Raw genomic sequence first — 26,048 nt, forward strand, 5'->3', positions numbered from 1 at the left:
AAGTGGCGCTTAGCTGCGTGGTAGCAATGGTTCGCGCAAACGCGTCTAAGCCGACGCGGTGGAATGTTTTATGTTGTGCATAAATTGAAGGAGAAGCCTTATGTCCGCGTCGTTATCACCTCAGGAAAGCGCGCTGTTGCCGCAGATCCAGCAATGGATCGCGGAGCACCGCGCCGCATTAACCAATGATTTGGCCGAATGGATTGCTATTCCCAGCATCAGTCGCGCCGACCGCGCAGCGCCAGGCGCGCCGTTTGGCCCCGAGTGCGCGCAAATCTTGCAGCAGGTGTTAGATCAGGCCGAGCAGGCCGGTTTCAAAACCGAACAGCATCAGGGCTACGCCGGTTCGGTGATTTATGGCGAGCACGCGCGCGACATCGGGCTGATCAACCATCTGGATGTGGTGCCAGCGGGCGACAACTGGACCTTTCCGCCCTTTGCGCTAACGCAGCACGGCGATTTTGTGATTGGTCGCGGCGTGGCGGATAACAAAGGGCCCGGCGTGCTCAATTTCTATCTGTTAAAGCTGATGCGCGATCTGAAAATTCCGCTGCATCACAATCTGCGCATCGTTTATGGCCTGGCGGAAGAGACCAACATGGCCGATATGGCGTGGTTCGCGGAGAACGGTCCGGTGCCCGATTATTCGATTGTCACCGATGGCATGTTCCCGGTGAACAATGCGCAGAAAGGGCAACTCAGTTTTACCCTGAATGTCGCCGAGTCGGGCGTGCTGGCGGATATTGTTGCCGGATCGGCCAGCAATAGCGTGCCGGATTTCGCCAGCGTGCGAATTGCGCAGGCCGATCAGCATGCGGTTAGTGAAAAGCTGGCGCTACTGCAGGGCATTGCCGCGACCTATGTGTCGATCAAGCCGGAAAACGATGGCGCTTTCACCCTGAAAGTGCGCGGCAACGGCGGGCATGCCGCCTTCCCCGACGGCACGCTGAATGCCACGCAGGTGCTGCTCACCGCACTGATTGAGCTGGAGCTATTGGGCGATCACGAACGTCAGCTGGCGGAAACGCTGGTACAGCTGTTTGCGTCGCCGTATGGCGAGAGCGCCGGATTGGGGCTGGAAGATGCGGAGTCCGGCAAACTGACGCTGAACGCGGGCGTGTGGTACAGCCATCGCGCCGACACGCTGAGCATTGACTGCGATATCCGTTATCCGGTTTCGTGGCGCGGCGAGCAGATCGTCGAGATGCTGCAGCAGCAGTTAGCCGCTACTACCATTACGCTCGATCCCGGCTGGCGCGACGTGGCTCCGTTCTTCCTGCCGGCCTCACATCCGGTGATTTCGCTGCTGCAGCAAGTGTGGAATGACACCACCGGCAATGACGATCGCCCTTACGCGATGGGCGGCGTGACCCATTCGAAGAAGCTGCCAAACGCCATCACCTTTGGGCCCGGTTACCGGAAAACCGCAGCAAACACGCCCGATTTTTTACCCGAAGGCCATGGATTGCCGCACGGTGCCGACGAGACAATCCATCTGCCATCGCTGCTGGAGGCGTTGCCGAAATATGTGATCGCGTTGATCAGGTTGGATAGTTATTTGCTTGCCCAGGATTAAACCGATCGCCGCGAATGGCGACCGTAGGGATCAATTCATCACTAATCCGCCATCGACGTACAACGTTTGCCCGGTAACAAATTCGCTCCAGTCGGAGGCGAGAAACAGCACCGGGCCGGTGACATCTTCCGGTTGCGCGATGCGCCGCAGCGGGGTTTGCGCGGTGAGAGAATCGCGCACCGCTTCGCGCGTTGCCTGGCTGGCATCGGTGGGATACACCAGACCGGGCGCCACGCAGTTAACGCGAATTCCCAGCGGGCCCAGCTCCGTCGCCAGCGTGCGGCTAAAGCCGGTTAGCGCCGCTTTGGCGGTGATGTAATCGTGGTAAGGCACTGAAGGACGCGCCACCAGATCGCTGGTGAGATTAACGATACTGCCGCGCACGCGCGTGCGCATTAACGGCAGCGCCGCCTGGCAGACGTTATAGGCGGCTTTTACCGCGCCATCGAACTGCGACTGATAGCCCGACCACGACGTTTCCCAAAAACGTGAACGATTTTCAGTGTCGAAAACGTAGGGTGCGAAAGCGTTGTTGATCACCGCATCGAGGCGGCCGGTGGCGTTGACGATCTGCTCCATCATCGTGTTGACCCGCTGCTCACAGGTGACATCGGCGGCAATCGCCAGCGCGTCGCCGCCCAATGCGCGGCACTCCTCAACCACGCCCGCAGCGGCAGCTTCATTGCGCAGATAGTTCACCACCACAAACGCGCCTTCTGCGGCGAAGGCTTTAGCGATCGCTGCACCAATGCCGCGGCTTGCGCCGGTTACCAGAACTGTTTGATTGAAGAATTTCATTTTGGCTCCAGGTTGATATGGTCACGCAAAATCTGTAGCGACGCGATTTATCGCGCGCAGCGGATTGATGCGTAATAAATTGCACCGCTACGGTATGTGCGATCTGTTACCGCGTCACTCCGCATACGGTGCGTAATGCTCGGCGGTCGCTTCTGCGCCCTGCTCGATCTCCGTGATGGTCACCAGATCCAGCAAACTAAAGCGTCCATCGTGATGCCAGCCCGCTTCCGGCGAGGTCATATTGCCGAACGCCGCGATGCGCGTAACGCCCACTTGCCCGAGCAGAGCCGAAATGCCGAACAACGCCTGCGGCGCGGCCGCCACGCCTGCGGTTTGCAGAAAATGCCGCTGCGGCGCCACCAAATCGACCACTTTTTCCAGCGCATCCACGCACACCACTTTCAACGTACGGCCCAATGCCGCCGGCGATAAAGGCTCCGCATGATCAACGCTCACCACTGCCCAATCGTCTGCCGCCTCGCCGTAAAGCGTACGATCGCCGCCCAGCGCGCGAATCTCCTCGCCATTACGCCACGCGGCAATGCTGTTGATCTCTTCGCTCGCCAGCGGACGGCGCGGATGTTTGTGCGCCAGCGCGGCGAGTTCATGGGCGATGTAGCTGGCGAACTCATCCGGCGACACCTTGCCGCCGCGCTCGACAAACAGCATTTGCGGCGAGTAACAACCGGCCTGGTCGTAACGCATCACGTCATACGCCACGCGGCGCGCCAGCTCCGCGCCTTGCCGTACATTCAGCGCCGAACGCGCCACCATTCCGAAGCTGATTTTATGGCCGTGCGGCAGAAAGCGCGTGGTAACCGGCAAACGCTGTTGGATCGCCGCCAGCGTTGAATTTCCGCCATAAGCCACCAGCGCATCGGGCTGACGCAGCCACGTTAGTTCGGTTTGCGCATCGCCGCCTTTCCACCACACCACCGCGATACATTCGCCCAGGTTAGGATCGATCTCCGCCAGCAACTGCGCGAACCAGCTTGCCATCAGCGGCTCATTGCCCGGCAGTTTACCGATGGTGCCCGCCTTAACCAGCAGACCACAGATCAAACTCCACAGCGGCAAGCCCGGCAGGTTGCCCGCCCAGATATGCATTAACAATTGCGGGCCAAATGCGCGCGCAAAGCCGCCTTTGGGGCGCGGCTGGAAATCGTCGAGCATCTGCGGATCGGCGAAATCCTCCGCCAGAAAGCGCTTTAACTGCGGTTGACGAAAGGTTTTCAGATAGCCGGTAAGGCCAAGCCGCACCATCTCGGCATCGTAACCGGTGACGATGGGCAGCAGCTTTTCGGCCTTGATGCGCAGTGGATGATGACGATCGAGCAGTCGCGCCACCGCTGCATCAATGATGCCCATGATCTGCGCCACGCTCAGCTGCTGGAGATAAGCGCGGGCGTTGGTGCGGATGCGCGCTGCGAGCGCCTTTATCTGCGCGTCATCAAGTTGCGGAACGCAAACCTCGAGGCTTTCGCCACGATGATTGAAACTCAGCGTGTGCCAATGCACTTCGTCAGCGGAGAGGCCCGGCAGATGTCCGGCAATTTCTTTCACGACTGTGCCTGCGTGCTGGCGAGAAACGCTTCCATGGTCAGCGAACAGCCTTTGGCATCAGCGCCGGTCGCGCGTCCCAGCAGATGGAATCCGCCGGGCACCATCACGCCTGCATCTTCCGTTAACAAGGCGGACACCGAGTTGAAATGCGCCAGATCGTGATGCACCAGCACGCCAACTTCGCCGTCCGGCACATCATCACCGGTAAGCGGATTGACCACGCGCGTGCGGATCCAGTGCGGCCCGGATTTCACCGGCGGGCAGCACTCGTTGCCCGCGTCGTAAAACTGCGTGCTGATTTCCGTCATGCCGTACATGTTGATGCAGTGGGAACGCGGAATGCCGAAGGCATGAGAGAGCGAAGCGTAGAATTCTTCCGCGCCCATCTCGCGCGACTGGCCTTTGAAACCGCCGGTATCGAGAATGCGACTGCCTGCCGGCAGCGCGAAGCGGCGTTTTTGGCGCTGCATGTCATCCAGCAGAGGCACAAAGCTGTAACTGGCGCCCAGCAACGCGTAGGGTTCGCCACCTGCTTCGGCCTGTTCCAGCGCACTGAACAGACGACTGGTTTCGAGGCCATGTTCGCCCACCATTACTTCGCTGTCCGGCGTGCCACACTCCTTCATCGCCAAATCAAGATAGGTCGCCAGCGAGGAGTTCGGCATCGCCACGGTATCCGGGAACAAAATGCCCATGCGGATGCGATCGCGGCCCGCCATAAAGCGACGGCGGAAATTGAGCAGCATCGATTTTTTCCATACCTCCAACGTCGAATGGTAACTGCGCCCTTTTACCGTGCCGGTGGTGCCGCTGGTCATAAAGATCTCGGCAATTTGTTCGGTGGGACGGCAGCTGAGCGTCAGATCTTTGAAGGCATTAATCGGGATGGCGGGAATGTTGCGCCAGTTTTTTACCGTCAGCGGCGTGCGTCCGCGCTGAGTGGCGAAGCGGCGATAAGGGGGATTGTGTGCGAACTGATAAGCGAAGATTTCGAGGGCCAGCTGGTTGAAATCGTCGTCTGAGCTATCTTCGCGCTGCAGAAATGTCAGCAGAGCCTGGATGATGTGAGTTTCGTTCATGTGCGTCGCCACCTTTGCGATTGCGCAGAGACTCTCAGGCAACGCCTGAAGAGCGCGAACTGTCCGCTACAAAGCACAAAGAGGGAATCAGGGCGCGATATCGCCCTGCGGTTCCGCATCCCTACGCCGGTATTAGCCGGATCAGGTTCGGAGGGTCACTACGTTGCTCGCGCATACACGCCAGCCGGTAGAATCTCAGCCCCTTAACAGAGCACCCCTTGGAACAAGCCGCAGTCTAGGATGGCGCGCGATGATGTGTCAACCATGTTAAATACGCGTGAAAATTTGAGCTGCCCGGCACAAATCACGTCATGTCTTATACTCAGAGCATGAGTATTTGCGGAGGTGAAGTATGGCTGGCGGTTGGTCAGAAGACGGTGCGGTGCACAAACAAATTGATGCCACGGTAGATGATGCGGTGGCCCGCGCGCGTGAAAATCTCGGGCACGGTGAAAGTGCTGAATTTTGCGACGAGTGCGGCGAACCGATCCCGGAAGCGCGTCGCGCGGCATTGGCTGGCGTGCGTTACTGCGTGAATTGCCAGAGCAAGATCGATAAAAAACAGGCGGCGATCAGCGGTTATAACCGCCGTGGAAGTAAGGATAGTCAGTTGAGATAGTTATTTAAATTAGCAATTCAGGTTAATGGATATTTTAAAATTTCATTTGCACTCGTTACTTTTAATTAGAATTACCATTAATCTGAAGCAAGACCATTCGCATATCTCCTGATTTTTCAAAGTTAAATACTGCAGCACTATTGCTGAAGCCGAAAGAAGAGCCTAATTTTACAAACTTTATGGCTTAGATTTCACCTTGAGCAACTTGAGTTTAGCCAGTAATGCTGATAAGTTAGCCACACAACTCAACCCTGTACGCAGCGATTCAGTTCGCTGGCCGTTAGGGTGAAAAAACCGGCTCAGGCCGGTTTTTTCGTATCTTATGGAAGGATAAGAGTGCGTACTGCAATATTCATTGATGGATACAATGTATTTTATGGACTCCTTGCAGGTACGCCTTATAAATGGCTCAACTTGTCATTGCTGCTGTCACATATATGCCGGGTACAGGATCCGACTGCCATAATTGAAACAATAAATTATTATACCTCCTCGGTTATTCCCCACCTCGCCACACGCGGTATTGCATCCCGACACGCTCAGGATACTTATATTCGCGCGCTGAAAACGACCGGAATAAATATCTTCTCCGGACGTCATCGACTTGAGCACGCTCGGGCTCCGCGTTTCATTAGTAAAAAAGTACCCGCATCACGTCTGGATAAGGTAGATATCTGGGAGCTGGAAGAGAAAGAAACCGACGTGAATATTGCCATCAGCATGTATCGTTTGTTTGCTAAACAGCAGAAGTTGCCAATAGAAGAGAGGATCGCGCAGCTGGTGTTAGTATCGGCTGACACCGACATGACGCCAGCACTTAAGGCGATTCGCGAAGATTTTCCCGACATTCGTATCGGGATCATTTTGCCGCACCGCCAGGGCAACGTACGTGGTGTTCCGGGTTCACTGCAGAATCATAGTCACTGGATACGCAGAACGATCACCAATGAAGAGCTTGATGCATGCCAGTTTCCTGTTCGGGTTGCAACGCATAAAAAACCTGCGGTTAAACCCGAATATTGGTAAGCATCAAAACCACGCCATTTAATGCGCCTCGCGGTAAATGGCATAGCTCACGATGTTCTCCGTAGTGGCCTATTTCATATCGAAACGTAATGCGGGAACGGTTACTGATAAATCATTCAGTTCAACGTCCTGCGTCAGGCTAAATCCTATCAGCTCTCATCAGCGCTTAAACCTGCATTAAGCGGCCTCAACCGGCTGACAAATCTCCAGAATGGCCAGCAGATAGATGCGCACCATATCGAGGAATTCACTGATTTCTACGCGCTCATCCGGCATGGTGTTGTATTTGCCGCCTGGCCCACAGACGATCCCTTCCATGCCCGCATGCTGATAGAGATGTGCCGCATCGGTGCCGAAGAACGCCGGAGGCGTGATCACGCCGGTGGGCTGTTCGGTGCCGCGCACGGTTTTCCAGCCGCGATTCACCGCTTTGACGATGGCGGATTCCGGTGAGACTTCGAACGGTAACATGGTGGGTTTATCACGAATGCCATCATCATAAAGCTCGGCTTTCAGGCCCGGATAGCGTTGGCATAAGGTATTCAGCAGCGCCTGCAGATCGGCGAGCACACCTTCCACCGTTTGTCCTGGCGCGAAACGTGCCGAGCCTTTTAAGCGCACAAAGTCAGCCACCTGCGGCGGTCGCCACTCTTCCAGATCGCGGCCTAACGCGCCATGCACGGTACCAATATGACCACGGTTAATCTTGCGATGCTCAGCGGTTTTCGCGCCGCTAAAGATCATGCCGTTAATCTGCGGAATCAGCTCGACGGCAGCGCTGATCGCATCCACCGCTTCTTCCCGTTTTGACAGATGGCGCGTATCGCCGGTGAGCTCAATAGTAAACATCAGCGAACCGGCGTGCATGGTCAGCGCTTGCAGATCGGTGGGTTCGGCATTGATGAAGTAGTCGGCGCGCACGCCTTGCTCAATCGCCGCCAGCGTACCAATGCCGCCCTGCAACTCACCCACCACATATGTCAAAATCACATCGCCTTTCAGCTTCACACCGGCATCAATCAGCGTTTTCAACGCGCAAAAATAGGCGGCATCACCCGCTTTCATGTTCGAAACGCCGATACCGTAGATAAACTGTTCGTCGATTTTTCCTTCCCAGGGATCGACAGTCCAGCCTTCGGTGACTGGATTGGTATCCAGATGCCCGTTGAACAGCAGGCTATTGCCGCCGCCGCTGCCTGCCAATCGTCCGATGGCATTCAGCCTGTCGCCGGGCACGTTCTGCAGTTCGGTTTCCAGGCCCAGCTGCGCCATCTGCGCGGCCATGTATTTCGCCAATTCACGCTCGCCATCGGTGGCGCTGTAGCTTTTGTGCTGCACCATTTTTGCCAGGAATGAGAGGCAAAAATCGCGATCGATATGATGAATCAACTGTTCAGGCTTCATGTTTCTCTCGTCATGCAACGGACTTGGATAAGTCGGGAATATGCACCGCATCAAGCAGTGCACGGGTATAAGGATGTTGCGCCAGCGCCGTCATGTTGTCGCCGGGCAGCACTTCCACCACGTCACCGCGATACATCACGGCGACACGATGGGCGATTTGGCGAATCAGGTTGAGATCGTGGGTGATAAACAGATACGCGGTGCCGTATCGGCGGCGCAGTTCCAGCAGCAGCTCGATAATGGTGGCCTGCACCGAGACGTCGAGCGCGGCGGTGATCTCGTCACAAATCACCAAATCCGGCGGATTGGCAAAGGCACGGGCGATTGCGACGCGCTGCTTCTGGCCGCCCGACAATGCATGCGGATAACGCTGCGCAAACTCCGCCGGCAAACGCACTTCCTGCAGCAGGCGCGCGACCGCCTGCGCTTCGGTTTCACCTGCGGGTAAACCATACAACCGCAGTGGCCGTGCGATGATTTCGCCAATGGTCATGCGCGGATTCAGCGAGGCATCAGGATGCTGGAAAATCATCTGCACGCGGCGGCGATACTCTTTATCCATTTGCGCCCGGCCATGCAGCGCGTAGCCACAAAAGTCGAGCTCGCCGCTGAACGGCACCAGGCCGGTAATGGCTTTACCGAGCGAGGATTTGCCGGAACCCGATTCACCAACCACGCCGAGAATTTCTCCCTGATGCACGGTGAGCGCAACCGCATTGGCGGCGCGCGTGGTATTGCCTTCACGCTTCAGTAGACGATCAAGAAAACCTTGTTTGCCGTAATCGATGGTCAGCTGCTTCAGGCCGAGTAACGGTTGGTTGCCGGGCGCGTCCTGCACCAGCCGGTGCTGCGGATTGGGTACCGCCTCAATCAGCTTGCGCGTATAGGCGTTTTGCGGCGCGTTAAACAGGCTGCGCGTGTCGGCCTGTTCGACAATGCGTCCCTGTTCCAGCACACAGACGCGATTAGCCACTTTGGCCACCAACGCCAGATCGTGCGAGATGTAGAGCGACGCAACGCCGGTCTCTTCGCGCAAACGCTCGTACAGATCGAGGATTTGCGCCGAGCTGATCACATCCAGCGCGGTGGTTGGCTCATCAAAAATCATGCAGTCCGGCTGGCAGGCAAACGCGGTGGCGATCAGGATGCGCTGCTTCTCGCCACCCGACACCTGATGCGGATAGCGGCGCATCATGCGCGCCGGATTTTTAAGTTCAACGTCGTGCAGCAGCGATTCGCCCATCTCCTGCGCTTCACGCGCCGATAAACCGCGATGGCGGCGTAACACTTCGGTGACCTGCTCACCCAATGTCAGCGTGGGATTGAGCGAGGCGCTGGGATCCTGAAAAATCATGCCGAGTTTGGCACCGCGCAGCGCTGTCAGTTTGGCCGCGGGTAAAGTCAGCAGGCTCTCGCCGTTGAGACGAATATCGCCCTGCAGCTCGCGCGCATTGCCCGCCAGCCAGCGCATGATCGCCCAGCCGAGCGTGGTTTTGCCGGAACCCGATTCGCCCACCAGCCCCAACACTTCGCCGGGCATCACCTGCAGGTTGATGTCACACAGTACCGGTAGCGCATGTCCTTTGGCTAACGCGTAATCGAGACTGTAATTTTCCACCGACAGCACCGGTGTAAGCTTGTCACTCATCAGTGGCTCCTTGGGTTGAGCACATCACGCAGCCCGTCACCCAGTAAATTAAACCCAATGGCGACCAATGCGATGGCGAAGCCCGGAATCATCATCATCCACGGCGCATTAAAGAAGTAAGCGCGCGCTTCAGAGACCATCAATCCCCATTCTGGCTCTGGCGGCTGCGCGCCCAGCCCCAGAAAACTCAGGGTGGCAAACAGCATGATGGCGAAGGCGACGCGAATGGTGGCTTCCACGATGATCGGCGCCAGAATATTCGGCAGCATTTCTCGCAGAATGATGTAGTGCCCGGCTTCGCCGCGCGCGATGGCGGCGTTGATGTAATCCTGCTGGCGGGCGGCCAACGCCACGCTGCGCGAGATGCGCACCATGCCCGGCACAAAGGCGATAGTGATCGCCAGCACCGCGTTCATGCTGCTCTGCCCAAGCGTGCTGACAATCAGCAACGCAAACAGCAGGCTGGGAATCGCCATCACCGCATCCATGGTGCGCATCATGAACTCATCAAATTTGCCGCCCAGATAGGCGCTGGCGGTACCGAGCACCGAACCGATTACCATCGCCAGCGCGGTCGCCAGCAGCGACAGTAGAATGGTTGAGCGTGCGCCCACCATTACGCGGCTGAAGATGTCGCGGCCCATCTGATCGGTACCAAACCAGTGTTCCGCGCTGGGCGGCTTATAGCGCGTCAGGATGGAGATCGATTCGGGGTCAAAAGGCGCGACGTGCGCACCGCCCACCACCATCAGCAGCGCCAGCAAGATAATCAGCACGCCAGCGGCACCCTGCGGTGAACGCAGCAAACGTTTCAACATATCAGGCATAGGAGATCCGCTTATCGAGAGTGACATAGGCCAAATCAGCCAGGAAGTTCACCACTGAATAGGTCGCGGCGAGAATCATCACGCCAGCCTGAATGGTGGGCAGATCGCGCGCCTGCACGGCGACAATCAGTTCGCGGCCAATGCCGGGAATGGCGAAGATCTCCTCCACCACCACAATGCCGCCCAGCAGATAACCAACATCCAGCGCCACAATAGTGATGGTCGGCAACAAGCCGTTACGCAGCGCATGTCGCCAGAGAATGCGGCGACGCGATAAGCCCTTTAGCCACGCGGCGCGGATGTAATCGGTATGCAACACATCGACCATTTCTGAGCGCACCATGCGCGAGACGTGCGCCACCAGAATCAGCGCCACGGTCACCGAAGGTAGAATCAGGTGCTGAATCCCGCTGACGACGTTCTCACTGAGCGGCACATAGCCGGTGGCGGGCAAAATCTGCCAGACATCAGCAAACAGCAGCAGCACCAGCGTGGCGGTGACGAACTCCGGGAAGGAGATGCCGATATAGGAGATGACACTCACCAGCACATCGGCGGTTTTGCCACGGCGCACCGCCGCCCAGATGCCGAGGGGTATGGCGATAATCAGCATCAGAATTAAGGCGCACACCGCCAGCAGCAGCGAGCGTGATAATGCCGTCAGCAGCGTCGGCGCCACTTCAAGACCATTGCGCATCGATACGCCAAAGTTGCCCTGCAGCGCCTGTGTCAGCCAATGCCAATATTGCAGCCACGCTGGGGCATCCAGCCCCAGACGTTCACGCACCGCCGCTAGCGCTTCCGGCGTGGCGTTTTGTCCCAGCAAGGTGACAGCCGCATCGGCCGGTAACAGTTGCGTGATGCCAAAAACCAGCAGCGACACCACTAACAAGGTGTAAACCATCAGCAGAAGGCGTTTGAGCAGATAACTTGCTGTCACGTTCGCTCCTTACGCTGCGCGCTTCGGCGCTTTGTCGGTTAACCAGATATGGTCAAGACGGAATACCGCACCGCGCGGATGCAGATGATATCCGCCGACATAATCGCGGCTGGCGGCGAGCAGATCGAAGAAGGTCGGGATCACCGATGGCACTTCGTCATGCATCAGCTGCTGCGCTTTGCCATACAGCGTGGTGCGCTGTGCTTCATCACGGGTTTCACGCGCCGCACTTACCGCTTTATCAAACTCCGCGTTGTTCCAGCGCGTTTCATTCCACGATGCGGTTGAGGTGTAGAGCAGCGAGAACACCGCGTCTGGCGTCGGCTGCATGTTGTAGAAGCCAACGTAGAAGTTGCCCTTCTTCCACACCTGATCGAGATAGGTGCTGTGCGCCATGGTCTGCACGTTGATGCGGAAACCGCCCTGTTTCGCCATCTCGCGCAGGGCAATGCCCAGCTGCGTGCGGGTGGCCGGTTTGTCGGAGGCGATAAGCGTTAAATCGATACCGTTGGGATAACCGGCCTCCGCCAGCAGCGCTTTGGCTTTGCTGTAATCCACCGCTTTTTTTGCCAGGTTGGCGAAGAACGGATACGCGCCGTTAATCGGCGTGTCGTTGCCCGGTGAACCCAGGCCATCCGCCACGAAATCCACCGACGCCTGACGATCAACGCACATTGCCAGCGCCTGACGTACCCGCACATCGTTAAACGGTTTTTGGTCGCAGCCCATGTTCACATTGAGGAACTGGCCGGAGGCCACGCGCAGCGGCAGCACGCCGGAAGATTTGGACAGGCGCGCGAACTCGCTCGACTGCGCGCTCAGCATCAGATCGGTGTCACCGGAGATCAGCGCGGAACTCTCCGCGATGCCATCGGGATAGACCACCACTTCTACGCCATCCAGATAGGGACGCGCCGGATCGTAGTAATGCGGATTGCGCTTCACCACAATTTTGCGTTCTGGATCGTAGGAGACCAGTTGGAAAGGACCGGCACCGAACGAGGCTTTGCTCAGCTTGTCATACTGGCCTTGCGCGATGCTGGCGGGGATGATTTTCGCATCCGGATAAGCCAGCATCACCGGCAAATCGGCGTAAGGCGCATCGGTTTCAATCAAAACCGTGTTGGTATCTGGCGCGCTGACGGCGTTAATCGGCCCAATGTTATGCAACGCTGGCGAGGCATTTTTCGGATCGAGCAGCGCCTGCAGGCTGGCGACCACATCGGCGGAAGTCAGCGCGGAACCGTCGCTGAACTTCAGGTTCGGGCGCAGGGTAAACGTCCACTGTTTAAGATCGGCGCTGGCCTGCCAGGAATGCGCCAAATCGGCTTCGGCTTTCATCTCCTGCGTCAGACGCGTTAAGCCGCTGTACAGCAGTTCCGCCACCAGATATTCCGGGTTGACGCGCACCTGATGTGGATTTAACACGCCGACGGCTTGATCAACGCTGATGCGCAGCACACCGCCTTTACGCGCCGTGCCGCCCGGCGTGGCGCTCGCCACCTGCGCGGCATGGGCCGAGAACGACCAGGGCAGCATCGCTGCGCCCGTCAGAGCGGTAGAACTGGCGATAAACTGTCTGCGGTTTAACCCTTTCATTGCGCACATCTTCTCTTCCTCGTGATTAGTTAATTACCCTGGGTTGGCTGAAAATCATCGGCGAGATACGCCAGAATGGACTGCGAAAGTGCGATCACATCTGCCAGCGTGGTGTACTCATCGGCGGCATGAATGCGGTTGTCAGGACGGGCGAGGCCGCCGAGTAAAATCTCCTGAATCCCGGCTTGCTGGGCCCAGCCCATATCGGAACTGGTGGACGATCCCCAGGGTTGGAACTCGCTGGGTTGGAAGCCAAAACCCTGACTCAGCGCCGCCTGCCAGCGCGGCCAGTGCGGACCGTCCGGATTAGCGACCGGCGCCAGATGGCCAATCATTTGCAGCGTGACGTCGAGCGCGGGGCTGTCGCGCATCGCACTTTCCACACAGTGCGTCAGCTCCTGCCACACCGTGTCAAAGCGCTCTTCCGGCGCGTAGCGGCGGTTAATCAGCAGCTCAAACCGTTCAGGAATGGTTGATCCTTTGCTGCCGCCCTGCGCAGCGGCCAGCGTTAACAGTGACGTCAACGGTTTGCCGTGATAGTGCGGCGGAGAAGGCATCGCCGAGGTGCGTTGTTCCACCTCGAGCTTCAGCTGATAAAGCGCGTTCATCATTGGCAGCGCCGCTTCAATAGCATTAACGCCGTTAACCGGATCGCCGGAGTGCGCCGAACGTCCGGTGATAATCACTTTGAGATCGATGCTGCCAAAGCAACCGGCCCAGATACGCGGCACCGCGCCGCCGTTGAAACTGAGCAGGTGACCGGAGAAAAGCTGTTGTTCCGCCAGATAACGAATGCCGGGATACAAGCCGCCCTCTTCATCGCTACACAGCAGAAAAACCGGATTAAAACGCAGCGGGATGGCCGCCGCCTGTGCCGCGCGCACTGCCGCCATCGCGGCAACAATGGTGCCTTTCATGTCTGCCGCGCCGCGTCCAAACAGCTTGCCTTCCGCTGCGGTCAGCGTGAGCGCTGGAAAACGCCAGCCATCGCCGGCGGGCACGGTATCGGTGTGGAAATAGAGATTGCAGTTTTCAGCGGCACCGGCATCAAGCGATGCCAGCAAATTGACGCGTTCACCGTACGCGCTGCCGTCCGGTGCCTGCCATAAATGTTCCGGCACGGAGACGCGCGCAAAGTGAAAATCCAGCGGTGCTAACAAGTGCGTCATCAGGTCAGCAAATGCGCCATAACCGTTGCCTGGCGGGAAGCAGGTATCCACCTCCAGCATCTGTTTAAGGTCATCCGTCATTTGCGCGCCGTCATGAGCAATCATCGCTAATGCGTTGTTAAAACGTGGATTTTGCGTCATAGGATTATCATCTGTTGTATTTCTATATAGTTTATAGATAATGCAATTCAACGACTGAGGTCAATCGGTAATCGGAAACATGCAAAAAAACTATGACGCGAACCACGCTCAACCTTTCGCCAGACTCAGCGAAGGTGAAGGTGCGCCGCTGTATGAAGTGGTCAAGCGCCATATCAGCGAATCGATCCTGCAAGGTGAACTGCCCGCGGGCACGATTTTGCCGAGTGAAAATTGCCTGGCGGCGAAGTTTGGTGTATCGGTGGGCACGGTGCGCAAAGCGCTGGCGGCGCTGACCACGGAAGGCATGCTGATGCGTCGTCGCAAAACCGGCACCGTGGTGACCGGCTGGGCGCCGCTGCACAATCTCAGCCACTTTTTCCAGTATTTTCGCCTGCATGATAAAACCGGCGGATTGCTGCAATCCGATACCCGATTACTGGATTATCAACTGAGTCATGCCAGCGCCGAAGAAGCAGAGAAACTGCAAATTGGTCAGGGCGATGAAGTGATCCGGCTGAAGCGTTTGCGTCGCGTGAAGGGCATCGCCGCGATGCATGAAACGCTGGTGCTGCCTTCGGCGCGTTTGGCCGATTTCCCAGCAGCCGATCATTTACCGCCGCTGCTTTATCGCTATTTGTTTGAGCGCTACGACCTGCGCGTCGCCGCCGTGCGTGAACAAATTACCGCTACGCTGGCGAATGAAGAGGATGCGGCGCTGCTGGAGCTGAGCTTGCCGCACGCCGTGATGGTGATTGATGAAGTTTCATTTGATCAAAGTGCCCTGCCGGTAATTTTGGCGCACCACCGTTTTAGTACTGAACACTTTATGTATGTGAATGAGATCCGCTAAGCGCGCGGCATGAACCGCCATCTGAGTCGGGTTAAACAGCGCAGATGCGCCGGGTTTCTGGCTGTTTCGGGAAAATGTTCTAAGCTATTTAGGTAGTTAAAACTTATTCCACTGAAAGGAACTCATCACGATGAAAAAAACAGTACTGGCAACGGCATTTCTTGGCACTTTTATGGCAATGACATTGACCGCTTGCTCTTCAAATCAGGCGATTAAGACCACCGACGGACGCACGATTGTGACGTCTGGTAAGCCGCAAATCGACAGTGACACGGGCCTTGTTTCTTACAAGGATGCGCAAACCGGTAAAACTGAGCAGATCAATCGCGACAAGATTACCAACATGAGCGAACTGGATAATTAATATCCTTTTAACAGCCTGGAGAGACTAATGAAAAAATCAATTTTGCTTTCTATTACTGCGCTTATTGCCCTGTCCGCGTTAACCGGATGTACGCGTACCTCGTACGCTATCCACACCAATGATGGACGCACCATCGTCACCGATGGCAAACCACAGGATGCTGAAACCGGCCTGCTGGGTTACGTCGATGCCAATGGCGTGAAGCAGCAAATCAATAAAAGTGACGTGAAAGAGATCTCTGAAGTTCCGCATTAATAATCTTTCTCACTCAAGCCGCCCGCTGTAGTGGATTTCCTTACAGCGGTGCGGGCTTAAACACCATTCAAATCTTAAAACGTATAGGTCACCGCCGCTGTTGCGGTCAGCTGATTCTGCCTGAACACGATGGGACTGTCCGCCGCGTGATCGTCCAGCCACGTGTAGCCCGCACTTAACGCGCCGCCCCAATGCTGGGTAAACTGATGACTCCATGTCAGGTCGGTTTCCACCCCATAAAATCCCGCTGCCGGTGAGTAAGTCGCATAGCCACTTTTCACGCTTTGACGCGCACTAACGCCGTACCAGGTTTGCATGTAACGCGCATCCCCAAATAGCGCGGACGTCTGCAAGGAAAGGCTATCCTGCTGGCTTTGCAGCGGAATTAATGTTACCGAGGTGCGATAATTCACGCCCTGACTGTCTGTCAGCGGCAGCACGGCTTTCGCTTCGAGGACCAGCCACGGCGAGACCGCCCAACCGGCCGCAATAGCGGTGTTGAGCGTGGCATTTATTGTGCCCATGCCACGCAGCTTGTCAGAACCGTCGCGCCAGTCGGAATCCTTGTCTGCCCTGCCCAGGCCATATCCCAGCGAATGCTCCAGATACAGGCCGCTGTCGCTTTGCAGATCGTAGCCGACCCCCTTTTGCGAATCGACGAAAAAGGCACCTTTTCTGGCCTGCAACATCGGCACCGCTTGCCAGCGTTGCTTATCTGCGCCGCTGTATGTCGGCGTGGTCTGCGCGCCCACGCCAATCATCACGCCATCCTGCGCTGCGCTGTCATCAGCGCGGCTGCTGGTACTGATACTGACCAGTAACAAACAGCCACTGTACAGCGCCTTTTTTCTCGTTATCATCGTGTCACCTCAGTTACCCATCTGTTTTTAGCCCCTTGCCCGGGCGTTGCGTCACGGATTGGAGTATCCCGAAGCATTGTCAATAACGTGCCAGGGATTTATGAAGAAACTGTCAAGGTGAGCCATGAACAACAGACGAGTATTGGTTATTGAGGATGATGCAGACGCGGCAGACGTGCTGGAAGCCTATCTGCTACGTGAAGGATACGCCGTGGAGATTGCTGGCGATGGGCATAGCGGACTTGAGCGCGTTGAGAAGTGGAAACCCGATCTCATTCTGCTCGACATCATGTTGCCCGGCATGAACGGCACCGAGGTGCTGGCTGCCGTGCGACGCCGCGCGGACACGCCGGTGATTATGATTACCGCGATGACCGACACGCCCGACAGAATCGGCGCGCTGCGCTTAGGCGCGGATGACTACGTCGTGAAACCCTATCATCCGGGCGAAGTGGTGGCGCGCGTGCAGGCGGTGCTGCGCCGCAGCCGGGCGGCCGTTGCGGAGGATGAAGTGCTGCGCTGGCAGGCGCTTGAGGTTAATACCGCCGCGATGACTGCAATGGTCGCGCAGCCAGAGCAACAGCCAACACGCGTTGAACTCACGCCAACCGAATTTTCCCTGCTGGTGACCCTGATGCGAGCGCCGGTGCGCGCACTCAGCCGTCACTATCTGATCGAAACCTGTATGCCTGAAAGCGAGGCGCTGGAAAGGGTGATCGACACCCACGTCTACAACCTGCGTAAGAAGCTCGAAAACGCCGGTTTGTCCGAGATATTACTTAACGTGCGCGGCGTGGGTTACAGGTTCAGACAGCCATGAAAAAGTCACCTCCTCAAACGCTGTGGCGCTGGATCTGCGTGCGTATTTTGACGCTGGCCATCGTCACGGTGATTGCCGTCGCCGGCATTATGTTCCTGCGCTTTGCGCTGCAAAACCTGTGGATCATCCACCATATGCCGCCGGCGATGCGCCAGGAATTTCTGACACTGCGTGCGCATCCGCAAACCAATCTGCCACGCTTCCACGAGATCGTTGATGAACGCTGGGGCGTGCGCTACTCCGATCCTTCGGTGGGTGCCGCTGACTGGCTGATGGTGATCATCCTGATTTTCATCATTACGCCGTTTGTTGCCTTCACCGTTCTGCGCAACGCCCGCCCGCTGGCGTTGCAGTTTAGCCACCTGAAAAAAACCGCTGATCGGGTATCCGAAGGGCAGTTTGGTTCCGCCGCCACCATTGTAAAAAGCGCGCCGGCGGAGCTGTTGCACTTCGCACACGACTTTAATCGCATGAGCCAGCAGCTGGCGCTCTACGATCGTGAACTGCGCGCCTCGCACGTGGCGCTGGCACACGAACTCCGTTCGCCGCTGACGGCAGCCATTGGTCGGTTACAAGGTCTGCTGGATGGCGTGTTTCAGCCCGAACCGCAGCAGCTGGAGATGATCATGAAACAGCTGCGCCACATGAGCCGACTGATTGATGAGCTCCACCTGCTGTCGCTGGCCGACGCCGGGCAACTCAAGTTGGATCTGCATGAGATCAACCCCGGAGAACTGGCGCGGGAGCGCGTGGCCTGGGTGCGACCGCAAGCCGAAGCCAGCGGCATGATCATCAGCGTGGCAGCAGACAGCACGCTCACCTGCCGCGCCGATCCCTTCCGCCTGGGTCAGGTGTTTAGCGTGTTGATTGAAAACGCCTTGCGCTATGGCAAACCTGCGGGCCAGTTGCAGATTACTGCCCGCGCGGTGCCGGGAGGCTGCAGCATCGAATTCAGAGATGATGGCCCCGGCGTGGCGCCTGAATTTCTGCCCGAGATGTTTGAACGCTTCACGCGCGGTGAAACCTCGCGCGCGCGCCACTCAGGCGGCAGCGGGCTGGGCTTGTCGATCGCCCGCGCCATCTGCGCGGCGCACGGCGGCAGGATCAGCGCCAAACTGCCCAAAGAGGGCGGCCTCAGCCTGGCGATTTTCCTGCCGGACGTCAGTCCGGCACCGTTTTAAGCGCTCTTGACAGGATCTTGACTCGCCGTACAACGAATCTCGACAGTTAGCCGTTTTAATGGCGCCAAATCCTTGTACGGAGTGGCGCCATGACTGACTCTTTCACCGGCCTGGTCAAACAGGCGGCCGACCATCTTATCGATGCACAACGCCTGATAACGTTGCTGCCATTGTTGCCCTGCATGGTGGTCATCGCCTTGTCGCTGACTGCATGCGGGCCACGCGATCCCTTACCACCCGCGCCTCCCCGACCGGTAAAATTCATCACCGTTAAGCCCGCCCTGCAAGGGCAACAGGTGCAGATGACCGGCGATATTCATGCCCACGACGAAACATCATTGGGTTTCAGGCTGGATGGGCGGATTCTGACACGCCCTGCCGAAGTGGGCGATCGTGTTGACGCCGGTCAGGTGCTGGCAACGTTAGAGAGCAGCACTACCGCCAATGCGTTACGCAGCGCGATGGCGGACACCGACAGCGCGCGGGCAACTGAACGCGTTGCGGCGCTGAATCTACATCGTATGAAACAGTTAATGCCTTCCGGTGCGATTGCACGGGCGCAGCTCGACAGCGCGCAATCCGATTGGCAATCCGCTGCGGCGCACCTGCAAAGCAGCGAAGCCGCACTCAACAGCGCGCAGGAAAATCTACGCTGGACGCAGCTGACGGCTCCTTTCAGCGGCGTGATCACCGCCGTCAGCGCCTCTGCCGGACAGGTCGTAAGCGCCGGTCAAACGGTGATGTCACTGGCAAGCGGTGCGCGGCGGGATGTGGTTCTGGATGTGCCTTTCCCGGCAGCATTTTCCTCACTCTCCAGCGATGCCTTTCGTGTGTCCCTGCTCTCTTCACCGGCGATCGCCGCGCAGGCGCATCTGCGCGATATCAGCCCGCAGGCCGACCCGCAAACGCGGACCTGGCGGGTTCGATTAACGCTAGACGATCCACCGCCAGCGATGCTGTTGGGCGCCAGCGTCAGCGTGGCACTACCGGAGAGCGATCCCCGCACCTTTATCCTTCCTGCATCCGTGCTGACGCGCCTGGCGGACAAACCGGCGGTGTTTGTGCTGGATGCGCAGCGCGGCAAGGTCACACGCCGCACGGTGGTGATTTCCCGCTTCACCGCCAGCGAAGTCTATATCGCCAGTGGTCTCACGGCAGGCGAAAGCGTGGTCACGGCAGGCGTCAGCACACTGCGCGATGGCGAAGCGGTTGCGCGGGGAGATGAGCAGCCATGAGTGAACCTTCCGCTCGCGATAAATTCAACCTTTCCGCCTGGGCGCTGGCTCATCAACAGCTGATGGCTTTTCTGATGCTGATGATCCTTGGCGCTGGCGTGCTCAGCTATCAGGCGCTGCCGCGCAACGAAGATCCCGCCTTTACCATCAAAACCGCCGTGGTCTCCGCGCAGTGGCCCGGTGCCGATCTCGACGATACGGTGCAACTGCTGACTGAACCGCTGGAGAAAAAGCTGCAGGAAGTGCCCTATCTGGATTACGTGCAGAGCGAAACGCATCCCGGTAAAACCGTTATCTTTGTCAATCTGCGCGACAGCACGCCGCCCGGCAAAGTGCAGGACATCTGGTATCAGGTACGCAAGAAAATGCAGGATGTCAGCTCCGCGCTGCCTGCGGGCGTTGCGGCACCGGCGGTCAATGATGATTTTGACGATACCTTTGGCACGATTTACGGTTTTACTGCTGAAGGATTCAGCACACGTGAACTGCGCGATCGCGTTGAGTCGATTCGCGATCGGCTGATGAGCGTACCGGATGTCGGCAAAATTGCGTTGCTCGGCGTGCAGGAGGAGCAGATTGTGGCGAGCTTCTCTCCGCGCACGCTCGCGGGAATGGGCCTGAGCCTGCAACAGGTCACCGATGCCTTGCAGGCGCAGAATGCCTTGTCACCCACAGGCGTCATTCGCACCAACAGCGATAACATCGCGCTGCGCGTCAGCGGTGCCTTCAACTCGGAACAGAGCCTGCGCGCCGTGACGCTGCACATCAACGATCGCTACATTCCCCTGACCGATATCGTCACGCTGACGCGTGTGGCGGCGGAACCACCAACGCCGCTTTATCGCGTCAACGGTAAGCCAGCGATTGGGCTGGCGATCTCCATGGCGCCGACCGGCAATATGCTGGATTTTGGCCACGCGTTAACGGACAAAATGTCGCGGATTGCCAGCCAACTGCCGCACGGAATTGAGGTAACGAAAGTGGCGGATCAGTCGCGGGTGGTCAACGACGCGGTCAGCGGATTTGTGCGGGTGCTCGGTGAAGCCATCTTTATCGTGCTGGCCGTCTCTTTCGTCTCGCTCGGGCTGCGTGCCGGTTTAGTTGTGGCGGCGGCGATTCCTCTGGTGCTGGCGATGACCTTTACCGGCATGATGCTGGCGGGCATTGGGCTGCAACGCATTTCACTTGGCGCGCTGATCATCGCGCTGGGGTTGTTGGTGGATGACGCGATGATCGCGGTGGAGACCATGGTCGCCCGACTCGAAGCCGGTGATTCCCGCTGGCGCGCCGCTACAGTAGCCTTTGAAACCACCGCATTTCCGATGCTCACCGGCACGCTGGTGATGATTGCCGGTTTCATTCCCGTCGGCTTCGCCGCGTCCGGCGCGGGGGAGTATTGCTACTCGCTGTTTGTGGTGGTGCTGATTTCGCTGCTCAGTTCCTGGGTCGTTGCGGTGCTGTTCTCTCCGCTGACCGGCAGCTGGATCCTGTCATCAAGGCCAGGTAAACCGCACGCTGAGCCCGGTTGGTTGCTGCGCCTCTATCGCCGTCTGGTTTCACAGGTGTTACGCCATCGGGGCTTGACGCTCGGCCTGGCGGGCGCATCGCTGCTGCTCGCCATCTGGGGCATGAGCCACCTGCAGGGCGAGTTTTTCCCGGCATCCGATCGCCCAGAGCTGCTGGTCAGCCTCACGCTGCCGGCGAACGCCTCGCAGGCGCGCACCTTAAGCGTGGTAGAACAGCTCGAAGCGAAACTCAGCGGCAACACCAATATCGACCATTTCTCCTCCTATAGCGGCAGCGGCGCCGTGCGTTTTTATCTGCCGATGGACGTGCTGAACGATGATGAAAACATCGCCCAGCTGGTGGTGGTAGCCAAAAATCTGGCGGCGAGGGATCGGTTGAAAGCTGAACTCGATCGCCTGCTGGCACGCGATTTCAGCGATGTGGTGACGCGCGTATCGCCGCTGGAACTGGGTCCGCCGGTTGGCTGGCCGATCCGCTATCGCATCAGCGGGCCGCACTACGAGCGGGTGAAACAGTATGCGGAAAAGCTGGCCAGCATCCTCGGGCAATCCCGCGCGACGCGCAGCGTAAACCTGACAGCGGGCGAGCCGGAACGCGTCATCACCTTTGCGGTGAACCAAACCGCAGCCCGCGCGGCTGGCGTCTCTTCACAGGATATCGCGCAGCTGCTGAACCGCGTGTGGTCCGGTCAAAGCGTGACTACCGTGAGAGATCATAACCGGCTGGTTGATGTGCTGTTGCGCGCCAACGATGCCGATCGGCTGGATTTAACGAGCCTCGCTGCGCTGAAACTGACCACGGCGTCAGGCGCGAAGATTGCCATCGGCCAGGTTGCGACACTGCAGTGGGGATTGCAGGATCCGGTGATGTGGCGTCGCCAGGGTTTTCCCTATTTGGTGGTACAAACTGATGTAGCGGCGGGCATGCAAGCGGAGACCACATCCGCGCAGCTCAGCGCAGATGTCCAGCAGCTGCGTGCCGGATTAGCGCCGGGTTACACCCTTGATGAAGAGGGCACGGTTGCCGAATCGGATAAAGGTAACGGCTCAGTGTTTGCCGTTTTGCCGGTGACGTTGTTTGTCATGCTGATACTGCTGATGGTGCAGCTGCAACGCGTATCGCGCATGTTGCTGGCATTGGCGATGGCGCCTTTTGGACTGCCTGGCATTGTTCTGGCAATGCTGCCCAGCGGCACGCCGATGGGATTTGTCGCCCTGCTCGGTATGATTGCGCTGGCTGGCATGATCATCCGCAACGCGGTGATCCTGATCATGGAAGCCGATAGCGATCTGCGTGCTGGCATGTCGCGCAATGATGCAGTAAGCCAAGCGGCTGAGCATCGTGCCCGCCCGATTCTTCTCACCGCCTGCGCCGCGATTTTAGGCATGATTCCCATCTCGCATCAGGTGTTTTGGGGGCCGATGGCCTACGCCATCATTGGCGGATTGCTGGTGGGAACGCTGATGACGCTGACGGTATTGCCCGCTGCGCTCAGTCTGGTGATGCAGCGTGAATCAGCGTCTTCCGCTGAATGAAAAAGGGTTGGCTGGCGTTGCGCCAGCCAACTTACGTTAACGGGCCAGGCGCCAGCCGCGTGTCAGGCGCTTCTCTATCTCCACCAGCACAAAGATCCCGGCGCTCACCGCCAGCGAAATTAGCCAGTATTTGAACGGCAATGGCGCGGTGCCAAACAGCGTATTCATCAATGGAACATAGATAATCATCGCCTGCAGCGCGATAAGCACCACGGTGACCAGCCAGATGCCACGGTTTTTCAGCAAACCGGCATCCAGCGAGAATCCGTTGCTGTTACGGCAGTTCAGCATGTAAACCCACTGCGCGGTGACCAGCATCTGCAGCAGCACGGTGCGGATGAACTCCGGCGTGTAGCCGCGCGGCTGGAGCCAGGCTTCCAGCACAAAGGCGCTAATCGAAATCAGCAGGCCGACGAAGATGACGCGCCAGATGGCGTAAGCGTCCATCACCGGGCTGCGTGCGTTACGTGGCGGGCGGCGCATGATGTTGCGCTCTGCCGGTTCAAATGCCAGACCAAACGACAGCGTTGCTGAGGTCGCCATGTTCATCCACAGAATCTGCACCGGCGTTAGCGGCAGCAGGTTGCCCATCAGAATCGCAATGATGATCAGCAATCCCTGCGCGAGGTTAGTCGGCATGATAAACAGAATGGTTTTCTTCAGGTTATCGTAGACGCGTCGGCCCTCTTTCACGGCCGCCGCGATGGTGGCGAAGTTGTCGTCGGCGAGGATCATATCCGCCGCCTCTTTGGTCACTTCGGTGCCTTTGATGCCCATCGCGATGCCGACGTTGGCCTGCTTCAGCGCGGGCGCATCATTGACGCCATCACCGGTCATGCCGACGATTTCACCGCTGCTCTCCAGCGCTTTCACCAGACGCAGCTTATGCTCGGGGCTGGTACGGGCAAAGATGTCGTATTCACGCGCCGCCACGCCCAACTCGGCATCATCCATGTGCTCTAGCTGGTAACCGGTGATGGCAGAATCGCTGTTACCAATGCCCAGCATCTGGCCAATCGCCATCGCGGTTTCCGGGTGATCGCCGGTGATCATCTTCACGCGAATCCCTGCCTGCTGGCAGTCGCGAATCGCGGTGATGGCTTCCGGACGCGGCGGATCCATCATGCACGCCAGGCCCAGCATCTTCATGCCGTTGCGTAAATCCTCATGCTCGATGTGGTGCTGCGCTTCCGGCAGCCAACGCCACGCGGCGGCAACCGTGCGCAACCCTTCGCTGGCGTAGGTGGTGATCGCCGCTTCCCAATATTCGCGATCAATCACTTCCGCATCGGTAGCACCCTGCTGCTGCTGACACAGCGACAGCAACACATCGGGCGCGCCGGTCATTAGCAGGCACGGTTTGCCATCAATCAGGCAGCTCACCGCCATGTATTTGTAGGCCGAGTCAAACGGCAGCTTGCTCAGGATCTGCACCTTGTCATTGTGAATGCCCGCCTTGGCGGCCAGCACTTTCAGCGCCCCTTCGGTTGGGCCACCCACAATGCCCCAGTTGCCGTTGGCATCCTGACGCAGCTGGCTTTCGTTACAGATATCCACCACCTGCAGGAAGCCCTGCATCAGCGCATCGCTCTGCTGACCCGCTTCAAGGGTAAATTCACCTTTAGGCTCATAGCTGTTACCGCTGATGCGCCATTGGCTGTTCGCCAGCACCACCGCTTTCACCGTCATCTCGTTCATGGTCAGCGTGCCGGTTTTATCCGAGCAGATCACCGTCATGGCACCGAGCGTTTCGACCGTCGGCAGCTTGCGAATGATGGCGTGATTGCGTGCCATCGACTGCACGCCAAGCGACAGAATGATCGAAATAATCGCCGGTAAACCTTCCGGCACCGCCGCTACCGCGAGGCTGATCACCGACAGCAGCAGCTCCGTCACCGCGATGTCGCGCAGCAGATAACCAAACACAAACAGCGCCGCCATCATCAACATGATGATGCCGAAGATGGCTTTTCCGAGCTTGTCGATCTGCACCAGCAGCGGGGTTTTCGCCTCTTCAATCGAGGAGATCATCGCATTGATGTGGCCCAGCTCGGTGTCGCCGCCGGTGGCGATCACCACGCCCAGCGCGGTACCTGAACTGACGGTGGTGCCGGAATAGGCCAGATTCAGGCGATCGCCGAGCCCTTTTTCACCCTCAAGTGCCACGGTGTTCTTTGATACCACCGTGGATTCGCCGGTCAGAATCGCCTCTTCGACGCGCAGATTGTGCACCTCGAACAGCCGCAAATCCGCCGGGATCTTATCGCCTGGGCGCAGCATTACCACATCGCCGACCACCAGATGCTGCGTAGCGACGGTGATCTGCTGGCCGTCGCGCAGCACCATGGCATCGCTCGACATCATGTTCTGGATGCTTTTCAGCGACTTTTCGGCGTTGCTTTCCTGAATGAAGCCGATCAGGGCGTTGATCACCGCCACGCCGAGAATCACAAAGGTATCCACCCAATGGCCCATCACCGCGGTGATCACCGCCGCAGCCAGCAGGATGTAGATCAGTACATCTTTGAAATGCGCCAGAAAACGCATCAGCAGTGATTTTTCCGCCTTTTGCGGCAGCACGTTCGGCCCGTCGGCGTCCAGTCGTTGCTGTGCGTCGGTGCTGCTCAACCCCGCGGGTGAGCTGTTGATGGCTTTAAATACGGCGGCGTTATCCTGCTGATAATAGGGACGCGCGGATGCTTCCGGACGTTTTGGCTGAATAGGAATAACGGTCATAATTAACCCCGTGACATTGAATTGAAAATAAAAAAGCGTGCGAAAATAAAAACCACATTTTAATTATATTTTCCCGAAGCATACTGACCGTGGTCATGTTTTTACCGATTCAGAAGTGTGATGCTAATAGTGATAGCACTGATTGCGTAATGTTATTATTTAAACGCAAATAGAAAGGCAAATGACGCATATTAATTTTAGTTTCATCGAGAAATATATTAATCATAGGGGGAATTATTATGAATAAATTACACAACCTGACAATACCGATGATAATTTCCTTTATTATCATCGCA

The 26,048-nt window shown here is 57.7% G+C and carries 21 protein-coding genes and 1 riboswitch; of the genes, 10 read left to right on the top strand and 11 right to left on the bottom strand.

The genetic code is table 11. The features are described 5' to 3' along the window. Positions 1-100: 100 nt before the first annotated feature. Complete coding sequence (locus ACVLVH_RS03075) at positions 101-1,576, top strand: Sapep family Mn(2+)-dependent dipeptidase (protein WP_277975224.1); 1,476 nt, start codon at positions 101-103, stop codon at positions 1,574-1,576. A 30-nt stretch (positions 1,577-1,606) separates the two neighbouring features. Here the strand turns inward: ACVLVH_RS03075 and ACVLVH_RS03080 are convergent, their stop codons facing one another. The 3 genes from ACVLVH_RS03080 to ACVLVH_RS03090 form a co-directional block, all read right to left on the bottom strand. Further along, positions 1,607-2,374 carry an SDR family oxidoreductase gene (locus ACVLVH_RS03080; protein WP_498948694.1) on the bottom strand — a complete coding sequence of 256 codons (768 nt, stop codon included), beginning with the start codon at positions 2,372-2,374 and terminating at the stop codon, positions 1,607-1,609. A 114-nt stretch (positions 2,375-2,488) separates the two neighbouring features. Next, on the bottom strand, positions 2,489-3,937 hold the full coding sequence (locus ACVLVH_RS03085) for an acyl-CoA reductase (RefSeq protein ID WP_498948695.1): 1,449 nt from the start codon (positions 3,935-3,937) through the stop codon (positions 2,489-2,491). Continuing rightward, positions 3,934-5,016, bottom strand: coding sequence for a LuxE/PaaK family acyltransferase (locus ACVLVH_RS03090; protein WP_498948697.1), 1,083 nt, complete (start codon positions 5,014-5,016; stop codon positions 3,934-3,936). The genes ACVLVH_RS03085 and ACVLVH_RS03090 overlap by 4 nt, the downstream gene beginning before the upstream one ends. A 101-nt stretch (positions 5,017-5,117) precedes the next feature. Next, positions 5,118-5,245: riboswitch (TPP riboswitch) on the bottom strand. 123 nt (positions 5,246-5,368) lie between these two features. Between ACVLVH_RS03090 and ACVLVH_RS03095 the strand changes: the two genes are divergently transcribed. Continuing rightward, positions 5,369-5,635: a DksA/TraR family C4-type zinc finger protein gene (locus tag ACVLVH_RS03095; protein ID WP_008110643.1), complete on the top strand. Its 267-nt coding sequence runs from the start codon at positions 5,369-5,371 to the stop codon at positions 5,633-5,635. 336 nt (positions 5,636-5,971) lie between these two features. Next, positions 5,972-6,661 carry an NYN domain-containing protein gene (locus ACVLVH_RS03100; protein WP_498948698.1) on the top strand — a complete coding sequence of 230 codons (690 nt, stop codon included), beginning with the start codon at positions 5,972-5,974 and terminating at the stop codon, positions 6,659-6,661. Between the two features lie 177 nt (positions 6,662-6,838). On the opposite strand, the gene ACVLVH_RS03105 is transcribed toward ACVLVH_RS03100, so the two are convergent. The 6 genes from ACVLVH_RS03105 to ACVLVH_RS03130 are packed head-to-tail and all read right to left on the bottom strand — an operon-like array spanning position 6,839 to position 14,389. Then, positions 6,839-8,065, bottom strand: coding sequence for a M20 family metallopeptidase (locus ACVLVH_RS03105; protein ID WP_192414531.1), 1,227 nt, complete (start codon positions 8,063-8,065; stop codon positions 6,839-6,841). Positions 8,066-8,075: 10 nt separating this feature from the next. Then, a complete protein-coding gene (locus ACVLVH_RS03110) occupies positions 8,076-9,713 on the bottom strand; it encodes a dipeptide ABC transporter ATP-binding protein (RefSeq protein ID WP_277975219.1) in 1,638 nt (545 codons plus the stop codon). Continuing rightward, positions 9,713-10,540 (bottom strand): ABC transporter permease, encoded by an 828-nt coding sequence (locus ACVLVH_RS03115; protein WP_277975218.1) that lies wholly within the window; start codon positions 10,538-10,540, stop codon positions 9,713-9,715. Before ACVLVH_RS03115 ends, ACVLVH_RS03110 begins: the two co-directional genes overlap by 1 nt. After that, positions 10,533-11,480 (bottom strand): ABC transporter permease subunit, encoded by a 948-nt coding sequence (locus tag ACVLVH_RS03120; RefSeq protein WP_192235236.1) that lies wholly within the window; start codon positions 11,478-11,480, stop codon positions 10,533-10,535. Before ACVLVH_RS03120 ends, ACVLVH_RS03115 begins: the two co-directional genes overlap by 8 nt. Before the next feature lie 9 nt (positions 11,481-11,489). Further along, entirely contained in the window at positions 11,490-13,088 is a 1,599-nt protein-coding gene (locus ACVLVH_RS03125) for an ABC transporter substrate-binding protein (protein ID WP_498948701.1), read from the bottom strand. Between the two features lie 20 nt (positions 13,089-13,108). Beyond that, positions 13,109-14,389 (bottom strand): M20 family metallopeptidase, encoded by a 1,281-nt coding sequence (locus ACVLVH_RS03130; RefSeq protein WP_498948702.1) that lies wholly within the window; start codon positions 14,387-14,389, stop codon positions 13,109-13,111. A 79-nt stretch (positions 14,390-14,468) separates the two neighbouring features. Between ACVLVH_RS03130 and ACVLVH_RS03135 the strand changes: the two genes are divergently transcribed. The 3 genes from ACVLVH_RS03135 to ACVLVH_RS03145 all read left to right on the top strand — a co-directional run bounded on the left by ACVLVH_RS03135 (position 14,469) and on the right by ACVLVH_RS03145 (position 15,858). Next, positions 14,469-15,239 carry a GntR family transcriptional regulator gene (locus ACVLVH_RS03135; protein WP_192414541.1) on the top strand — a complete coding sequence of 257 codons (771 nt, stop codon included), beginning with the start codon at positions 14,469-14,471 and terminating at the stop codon, positions 15,237-15,239. Between the two features lie 130 nt (positions 15,240-15,369). Further along, a complete protein-coding gene (locus ACVLVH_RS03140) occupies positions 15,370-15,603 on the top strand; it encodes a YgdI/YgdR family lipoprotein (protein ID WP_007885913.1) in 234 nt (77 codons plus the stop codon). Positions 15,604-15,630: 27 nt separating this feature from the next. After that, the gene (locus tag ACVLVH_RS03145) at positions 15,631-15,858 is read left to right on the top strand and encodes a YgdI/YgdR family lipoprotein (RefSeq protein ID WP_101761264.1); all 228 of its coding nucleotides are present in this window, start codon (positions 15,631-15,633) and stop codon (positions 15,856-15,858) included. Between the two features lie 74 nt (positions 15,859-15,932). On the opposite strand, the gene ACVLVH_RS03150 is transcribed toward ACVLVH_RS03145, so the two are convergent. Then, complete coding sequence (locus ACVLVH_RS03150; protein WP_110867129.1) at positions 15,933-16,718, bottom strand: MipA/OmpV family protein; 786 nt, start codon at positions 16,716-16,718, stop codon at positions 15,933-15,935. A gap of 124 nt (positions 16,719-16,842) precedes the next feature. On the opposite strand from ACVLVH_RS03150, the gene ACVLVH_RS03155 reads away from it, so the two are divergent. The 4 genes from ACVLVH_RS03155 (at position 16,843) to ACVLVH_RS03170 (ending at position 23,016) form a co-directional block, all read left to right on the top strand. Then, on the top strand, positions 16,843-17,538 hold the full coding sequence (locus ACVLVH_RS03155) for a response regulator transcription factor (RefSeq protein ID WP_101761262.1): 696 nt from the start codon (positions 16,843-16,845) through the stop codon (positions 17,536-17,538). Beyond that, on the top strand, positions 17,535-18,719 hold the full coding sequence (locus ACVLVH_RS03160; RefSeq protein WP_498948705.1) for a sensor histidine kinase: 1,185 nt from the start codon (positions 17,535-17,537) through the stop codon (positions 18,717-18,719). The genes ACVLVH_RS03155 and ACVLVH_RS03160 overlap by 4 nt, the downstream gene beginning before the upstream one ends. 89 nt (positions 18,720-18,808) lie before the next feature. Beyond that, positions 18,809-19,954, top strand: a complete 1,146-nt coding sequence (locus tag ACVLVH_RS03165) for an efflux RND transporter periplasmic adaptor subunit (RefSeq protein ID WP_498948706.1) — start codon at positions 18,809-18,811, stop codon at positions 19,952-19,954. Beyond that, positions 19,951-23,016, top strand: coding sequence for an efflux RND transporter permease subunit (locus tag ACVLVH_RS03170; RefSeq protein ID WP_498948708.1), 3,066 nt, complete (start codon positions 19,951-19,953; stop codon positions 23,014-23,016). The genes ACVLVH_RS03165 and ACVLVH_RS03170 overlap by 4 nt, the downstream gene beginning before the upstream one ends. 36 nt (positions 23,017-23,052) lie before the next feature. On the opposite strand, the gene ACVLVH_RS03175 is transcribed toward ACVLVH_RS03170, so the two are convergent. Next, positions 23,053-25,752: a cation-transporting P-type ATPase gene (locus ACVLVH_RS03175; RefSeq protein WP_309837866.1), complete on the bottom strand. Its 2,700-nt coding sequence runs from the start codon at positions 25,750-25,752 to the stop codon at positions 23,053-23,055. Positions 25,753-26,048: the final 296 nt, after the last annotated feature.

The organism is Kluyvera sp. 1366 (genome assembly GCF_054823405.1).

Bases quoted from the DNA above. Each gene is read 5' to 3' on its own strand.
- ACVLVH_RS03160 (WP_498948705.1), top strand. From the start codon at position 17,535: ATGAAAAAGTCACCTCCTCAAACGCTGTGGCGCTGGATCTGCGTGCGT.
- ACVLVH_RS03110 (WP_277975219.1), bottom strand. From the start codon at position 9,713: ATGAGTGACAAGCTTACACCGGTGCTGTCGGTGGAAAATTACAGTCTC.
- ACVLVH_RS03090 (WP_498948697.1), bottom strand. From the start codon at position 5,016: ATGAACGAAACTCACATCATCCAGGCTCTGCTGACATTTCTGCAGCGC.
- ACVLVH_RS03125 (WP_498948701.1), bottom strand. From the start codon at position 13,088: ATGTGCGCAATGAAAGGGTTAAACCGCAGACAGTTTATCGCCAGTTCT.
- ACVLVH_RS03150 (WP_110867129.1), bottom strand. From the start codon at position 16,718: ATGATAACGAGAAAAAAGGCGCTGTACAGTGGCTGTTTGTTACTGGTC.
- ACVLVH_RS03175 (WP_309837866.1), bottom strand. From the start codon at position 25,752: ATGACCGTTATTCCTATTCAGCCAAAACGTCCGGAAGCATCCGCGCGT.
- ACVLVH_RS03130 (WP_498948702.1), bottom strand. From the start codon at position 14,389: ATGACGCAAAATCCACGTTTTAACAACGCATTAGCGATGATTGCTCAT.
- ACVLVH_RS03165 (WP_498948706.1), top strand. From the start codon at position 18,809: ATGACTGACTCTTTCACCGGCCTGGTCAAACAGGCGGCCGACCATCTT.
- ACVLVH_RS03075 (WP_277975224.1), top strand. From the start codon at position 101: ATGTCCGCGTCGTTATCACCTCAGGAAAGCGCGCTGTTGCCGCAGATC.
- ACVLVH_RS03105 (WP_192414531.1), bottom strand. From the start codon at position 8,065: ATGAAGCCTGAACAGTTGATTCATCATATCGATCGCGATTTTTGCCTC.
- ACVLVH_RS03135 (WP_192414541.1), top strand. From the start codon at position 14,469: ATGCAAAAAAACTATGACGCGAACCACGCTCAACCTTTCGCCAGACTC.
- ACVLVH_RS03145 (WP_101761264.1), top strand. From the start codon at position 15,631: ATGAAAAAATCAATTTTGCTTTCTATTACTGCGCTTATTGCCCTGTCC.
- ACVLVH_RS03140 (WP_007885913.1), top strand. From the start codon at position 15,370: ATGAAAAAAACAGTACTGGCAACGGCATTTCTTGGCACTTTTATGGCA.
- ACVLVH_RS03080 (WP_498948694.1), bottom strand. From the start codon at position 2,374: ATGAAATTCTTCAATCAAACAGTTCTGGTAACCGGCGCAAGCCGCGGC.
- ACVLVH_RS03115 (WP_277975218.1), bottom strand. From the start codon at position 10,540: ATGCCTGATATGTTGAAACGTTTGCTGCGTTCACCGCAGGGTGCCGCT.
- ACVLVH_RS03170 (WP_498948708.1), top strand. From the start codon at position 19,951: ATGAGTGAACCTTCCGCTCGCGATAAATTCAACCTTTCCGCCTGGGCG.
- ACVLVH_RS03095 (WP_008110643.1), top strand. From the start codon at position 5,369: ATGGCTGGCGGTTGGTCAGAAGACGGTGCGGTGCACAAACAAATTGAT.
- ACVLVH_RS03155 (WP_101761262.1), top strand. From the start codon at position 16,843: ATGAACAACAGACGAGTATTGGTTATTGAGGATGATGCAGACGCGGCA.